The organism is Luteolibacter yonseiensis, assembly GCF_016595465.1.
Taxonomy (GTDB): domain Bacteria; phylum Verrucomicrobiota; class Verrucomicrobiia; order Verrucomicrobiales; family Akkermansiaceae; genus Luteolibacter; species Luteolibacter yonseiensis.
The window spans coordinates 1-6310 of the sequence record NZ_JAENIK010000003.1; the positions used below are offsets into that span (position 1 = coordinate 1).

The 6310-nt window shown below is 52.6% G+C and carries 2 tRNA genes and 3 rRNA genes; all 5 read left to right on the forward strand.

Annotation, left to right across the window (positions count from 1 at the left end):
• The first annotated feature begins 408 nt into the window (after window positions 1–408).
• The 5 genes from JIN84_RS01680 to rrf all read left to right on the forward strand — a co-directional run bounded on the left by JIN84_RS01680 (window position 409) and on the right by rrf (window position 5853).
• A 16S ribosomal RNA gene (locus JIN84_RS01680) occupies window positions 409–1948 on the forward strand.
• Window positions 1949–2194: 246 nt separating this feature from the next.
• Window positions 2195–2270: transfer RNA gene (locus JIN84_RS01685), tRNA-Ala, on the forward strand.
• Between the two features lie 58 nt (window positions 2271–2328).
• Window positions 2329–2405: transfer RNA gene (locus tag JIN84_RS01690), tRNA-Ile, on the forward strand.
• A 280-nt stretch (window positions 2406–2685) separates the two neighbouring features.
• Window positions 2686–5544, forward strand: a 23S ribosomal RNA gene (locus tag JIN84_RS01695).
• Between the two features lie 193 nt (window positions 5545–5737).
• Window positions 5738–5853 (forward strand): 5S ribosomal RNA (gene rrf / locus JIN84_RS01700).
• Together the 16S, 23S and 5S rRNA genes with 2 tRNA genes alongside form the textbook arrangement of a ribosomal RNA operon.
• The last annotated feature ends 457 nt before the right edge of the window (window positions 5854–6310 follow it).

Consider the following 6310-nt stretch of genomic DNA (forward strand, 5'->3'; position numbering starts at 1 on the left):
ATCACGAAATGGATTGACCGGGGGCGGCCGGTCAATCTAGGGTCTCCCCGTCGCCACGACGGAGGGCGACCGAGAGACAGACGGTCGATCGCGGTGCAAACCACCCGATCGGCTTTTTAGTCCCCTCGAAACAAGCTCTTTGACAGTATGGCTCAGCGGTAATCGTGCCAAGTGAGAAAGTGAACCGGTGGATCCTGCGAAGGATTCAAGTCCTGCGAAGGATTCCGACGCTTCAAGCAAGGCGGTCGTAAGCAGACTATGATATCGCTGGGAAGAGGAAAAAGATTAAATTGTGCGCTGCGCATCTGGTTTCAATATCGAAACAGTGCGCGGAAGTTGGCTCTTGAAGTCAACAACCCCGATTTGAATCGCGGGTGCCGGCGACGGCATCTGAAAGATCAGATCATTTTTACGGAGAGTTTGATTCTGGCTCAGAACGAACGCTGGCGGCGTGTTTAAGACATGCAAGTCGCACGGGATCAGTTGAGTAGTAATACAATTCTGGTTTAGTGGCGCACGGGTGAGTAACATGTGAATTACATGCCCTTCAGTGGGGAATAGCCCAGGGAAACTTGGATTAATACCCCATGGTATCGCAAGATTAAAGGTGGCCGCAAGGCTGTCGCTGAAGGATTGGTTCGCACCCTATCAGCTTGTTGGCGAGGTAACGGCTCACCAAGGCTACGACGGGTACCTGGTCTGAGAGGACGATCAGGCACACTGGAACTGAGACACGGTCCAGACACCTACGGGTGGCAGCAGTCGAGAATAATTCACAATGGGGGCAACCCTGATGGTGCAACGCCGCGTGGAGGATGACGGTCTTCGGATTGTAAACTCCTGTCATCTGGGAGTAAGGCATGGCTGTTAATAGCGGACATGATTGATAGTACCAGAAGAGGAAGGGACGGCTAACTTCGTGCCAGCAGCCGCGGTAATACGAAGGTCCCGAGCGTTGTTCGGAATCACTGGGCGTAAAGGGAGCGTAGGCGGCGCGGTAAGTCAGATGTGAAATCCCGGGGCTCAACCCCGGAACTGCATCCGATACTGCCGTGCTTGAGGATTGGAGAGGTAGCTGGAATTCTTGGTGTAGCAGTGAAATGCGTGGAGATCAAGAGGAACACTCGTGGCGAAAGCGAGCTACTGGACAATTCCTGACGCTGAGGCTCGAAGGCTAGGGTAGCGAAAGGGATTAGATACCCCTGTAGTCCTAGCAGTAAACGGTGCACGCTTGGTGTGAGGGGAATCGACCCCCCTTGTGCCGGAGCTAACGCGTTAAGCGTGCCGCCTGGGAAGTACGGTCGCAAGACTAAAACTCAAAGAAATTGACGGGGACCCGCACAAGCGGTGGAGTATGTGGCTTAATTCGATGCAACGCGAAGAACCTTACCAAGGCTTGACATGCATCTCTAAGCGCGTGAAAGCGCGTGACCCTTCGGGGAATTTGCACAGGTGCTGCATGGCCGTCGTCAGCTCGTGTCGTGAGATGTTGGGTTAAGTCCCGCAACGAGCGCAACCCTTGTGATTAGTTGCCAGCACGTGAAGGTGGGAACTCTAGTCAGACTGCCCAGATCAACTGGGAGGAAGGTGGGGACGACGTCAGGTCAGTATGGCCCTTACGCCTTGGGCTGCACACGTACTACAATGCCCAGCACAATGAGAACCGAGACCGCGAGGTGGAGGAAATCTGCAAAACTGGGCTCAGTTCGGATTGGAGGCTGCAACTCGCCTCCATGAAGTTGGAATCGCTAGTAATGCCGTATCATCTACGACGGCGTGAATACGTTCCCGGGTCTTGTACACACCGCCCGTCACATCATGGAAGCCGGTCGCACCCGAAGTGCCCGTACCAACCGCAAGGGGGTAGGGTCCTAAGGTGTAGCTGGTAACTGGGATGAAGTCGTAACAAGGTAGCCGTAGGGGAACCTGCGGCTGGATCACCTCCTTTCTACGGAGAAATTCACAAACCGTTCTCACGGTCCCTGTGAAAGGTCGAGACCCCGCTCCCGGCAACGGGGGATGGGGTTGTCAAAACGCAAGTTAGACACCTGAAACACTTAAAACCGGAACATCGCAGGATGTTCCAAACCAAAAAACCACGCAACTGTGTATTTATTGATAGGTTACGCAGTGCACAATTTAATCTTTTCTCCTCACTTCAACACCACCCCGTGAAACGGGCACCCTCGGTAAAGGGGGTTTAGCTCAGTTGGTAGAGCGTCTGCTTTGCAAGCAGAATGTCAACGGTTCGAATCCGTTAACCTCCACCATCTTTCATGAAGCGCCTCGGACTCCGGCAACGGAGGGAACGCTTTGTGGAATCCAAATGGGCCTGTAGCTCAGTTGGTTAGAGCACCGCCTTGATAAGGCGGGGGTCATAGGTTCGAGTCCTATCAGGCCCACCATTCCATTACCGAAGAGATTGAAGTTCCATACTGAAAAAACGAGTCCGCTCTTTGACATCCACATGGAGAAACAAATAATTTCAAGACTGCAATAAATATTGATGACTCATAAAGAGCCATTCTTAGCGGTCCTTGAATATATTCTAATTCCCAAATACATCAATTTTTACGGCAAAGCCGGCAGAGATGCCGGCAGTAGGCAGGTCGAAAGACCTGCAAAGCGTGGAAACTATCCTCATCGGAAGATAAGGAAAAGTCCGCGTGGCTGATTTCAATTAGGAATCAAGCTTTAAAGGGCACACAGTGGATGCCTTGGTGCTAACAGGCGATGAAGGACGTGTTAAGCTGCGATAAGCTTCGGGGAGCGGCAAATACGCTTTGATCCGGAGATTTCCGAATGGGGTAACCTGGTGGTTTTAATAAGCCATCGTTTCTTTCCGAAGCCCGATCTTAGGATCATATGGGAAGTTAAGAAAGAAGACGCGATACCCGGTGAAGTGAAACATCTCAGTAACCGGAGGAAAAGAAAGAGAATCGATTCCGTCAGTAGTGGCGAGCGAAAGCGGATCAGCCCAAACCGGGAGCTTGCTCCCGGGGTTGTAGGACCCCGTCATGGGACCTCAATGGATAGGTGAAGGAACTGGAAAGTTCCGGCACAGAGGGTGATACCCCCGTAACCGAAATCCAACGAGGCCTTAGGGAGTTCCTGAGTAATACGGCACACGTGAAACGCCGTATGAATCTGTGCCGACCACGGCATAAGGCTAAATACTAGTTAGCGACCGATAGTGAACAAGTACCGTGAGGGAAAGGTGAAAAGAACCGCTGTGAGCGGAGTGAAATAGAACCTGAAACCGTGTGCCTACAAGGTGTCAGAGTCCCTTCGGGGATGATGGCGTGCCTTTTGCTTAATGAGTCTGCGAGTTAGTATGTGTGGCGAGCCTAAGTCCTTAGGGGACGGAGGCGAAGCGAAAGCGAGTCCGAACAGGGCGACCTTAGTTGCACGTGCTAGACCCGAAGCGGAGGTGATCTACCCTTGGCCAGGTTGAAGCGCAGGTGATACTGCGTGAAGGACCGAACAGGTGAATGTTGAAAAATTCTCTGATGAGCTGAGGGTAGGAGTGAAAGGCTAATCAAACCCCGTGATAGCTGGTTCTCCTCGAAATGCATTGAGGTGCAGCGTCGCGTGTTTATGAATGGGGGTAGAGCACTGAAAGGGCTAGGGGGCATACCCGTCTACCAACCCCTATCAAACTCCGAATACCATTCAACAGAACGCGGCAGTGAGACGGTGGGGGATAAGCTTCATCGTCAAAAGGGAAACAACCCTGATCAGCAGCTAAGGTGCCTAAATAACGCTAAGTGGAAAGGATGTGGAATTTCACAGACAGTGAGGATGTTGGCTTAGAAGCAGCCACCATTTAAAAAGTGCGTAATAGCTTACTCATCGAGAGATTCCGCGCCGAAAATGATTGGCGATAAGCGTTATACCGAAGCTCTGGGCTTCCGTCCCTGGGGACGGGAGCGGTAGAGGAGCATTCTTGATTGCATTGAAGCGCGATGGCGACTGACCGTGGAGTATCAAGAAGAGAGGATGCAGACATGAGTAACGATAAGACGGGTGAGATCCCCGTCCGCCGTAAACCCAAGGTTTCCCGGGCTACGATTTTCGTCCCGGGGTTAGTCAGGACCTAAGGTGAGGCCGACAGGCGTAACCGATGGACAGCAGGTTAATATTCCTGCACTTCCGACCCTTAACCCGGATTGACGCATTTTTGGAGGTAACTAGGTGATTGAATTCCGAGGTGAGGCTACGGCCGATCCGCATTACCAAAGAAGGTGCCGAGAAAAGATCCGGTGTATGCTAAGGAACCTGTACCGTAAACCGACACAGGTGGGTGGGTAGAATATACCAAGGCGTAAGAGTGAACCCTGGTTAAGGAACTCGGCAAATTGGCCCCGTAACTTCGGGAGAAGGGGTGCCTAGGTTTACCTAGGCCGCAGTGAAATGGCCCAACCGACTGTTTAGCAAAAACACAGCATTCTGCCAAGACGCAAGTCCAAGTATAGGATGTGACACGTGACCAATGCGGAAAGATTAAGGCAAGATGTTAGCAGCAATGCGAAGCTTTGAACCCAAGTCCCCGTGAATGTCGGCCGTAACTATAACGGTCCTAAGGTAGCGAAATTCCTTGTCGGGTAAGTTCCGACCTGCACGAATCGTGAAACGAGTTGGGCGCTGTCTCAACCAGGTGCTCAGTGAAATTGTAATGGCGGTGAAGATGCCGCCTACCCGCAGAAGGACGGAAAGACCCTATAGACCTTAACTGTAAGCTGTCATTGGTTTTTCGATTTTCATGCTCAGCATAAGTGGGAGACTTTGAAGCCATCCTTTAGGGGATGGCGGAGTCGCCAGTGAGATACCACCCTTGGGTGTTGGAAGATCTAACCTCGACCCGTGAATCCGGGCGAGAGACATTGTCAGCCGGTCAGTTTTACTGGGGCGGTATCCTCCCAAAGAGTAACGGAGGAGCGCGAAGGTGGGCTCAGCACGGTCGGTAACCGTGTGTCGAGTGCATAGGCATAAGCCCGCCTAACTGTGAGACCCACAAGTCGAGCAGATACGAAAGTAGGCCTAAGTGATCCGGCGGTTGAATGTGGAATTGCCGTCGCTCAACGGATAAAAGGTACCTTAGGGATAACAGGCTGATTTCATCCAAGAGTTCATATCGACGATGAAGTTTGGCACCTCGATGTCGGCTCGTCGCATCCTGGGGCTGGAGAAGGTCCCAAGGGTCCGGCTGTTCGCCGGTTAAAGCGGCACGCGAGCTGGGTTCAGAACGTCGCGAGACAGTTCGGTCCTCTATCCTCTGTGGGCGCAGGAAAATTGAGGGGTTCAGTTCCTAGTACGAGAGGACCGGAATTGACATACCTCTGGTGCACCGGTTGTCCTGTCAAGGGCATGGCCGGGTAGCTAAGTATGGAACAGATAAGCGCTGAAAGCATCTAAGCGCCAAGCTGCTCCCAAGATGAATTTTCCCCAAAGGATCGTCGAAGACTACGACGTTGATAGGCTTCAGGTGTAAGTGCGGTAACGTATTCAGCCGAGAAGTACTAATCATCCGTTTGGCTTGATTCCTATTTTTGAATTAGTGAAGACAAGAGACCGTGAATGGACCTGAGGAAATCAGGTTTTGGAATTATTGAAAACTCCGTGTGGATGTCAGGGAGCGGGCGAAGGGAACGAAGCCCGCTTGACCGTCGACAAAGACATAGCTCAGATCGTCAGAGATTCAGTTTTGCGCCAATGGAAGTTGGCTCCAGGATTGCCCTCTGGTGACCAGAGCGCGGTGGAACCACCCGGTCCCATTCCGAACCCGGAAGTGAAACGCCGCAGCGCCGATGGTAGTGAGACGATAGGTCTTGTGAGAGTAGGTCGTCGCCAGGTATATGCCCGGCTCCTGTAAAAGGGAGCCGGGCTCTTTTTTTGTGCGGGGGGAGGAGAGAGGGAAGGGTGGAAAGGGTGGAAAGGATCGTGGAGAGAGGAGGAGCATAACCGGCGGAGCACAACCGGGGTAGAAGGGACAAAACGGGGGGGAAGAAACAACCGGACGTGGGGACCACACCGACAGGACTTGGGATTAAAGCGTTTCGCGAAATACCGGCAGGGGAATAATCTGGTAAATCCAGAACAACCGCACTCGGGATTATTTACACAAACAAAGCCGCCGGGAATATCCCGGCGGCTTTGTTTATCCCGGCGGCTTTGTTGTTACGCAAACCCGGAACCCCGCGCCCGGGCCTCGGCGTTGGCCAGGCTTCAGACTTCCTGCAGGAGAACATTTTCCAACCGGAAGTTCGGCAGATCGTCGGAGTTTCCACCCGACAATGCGGGCTTTTCAAAA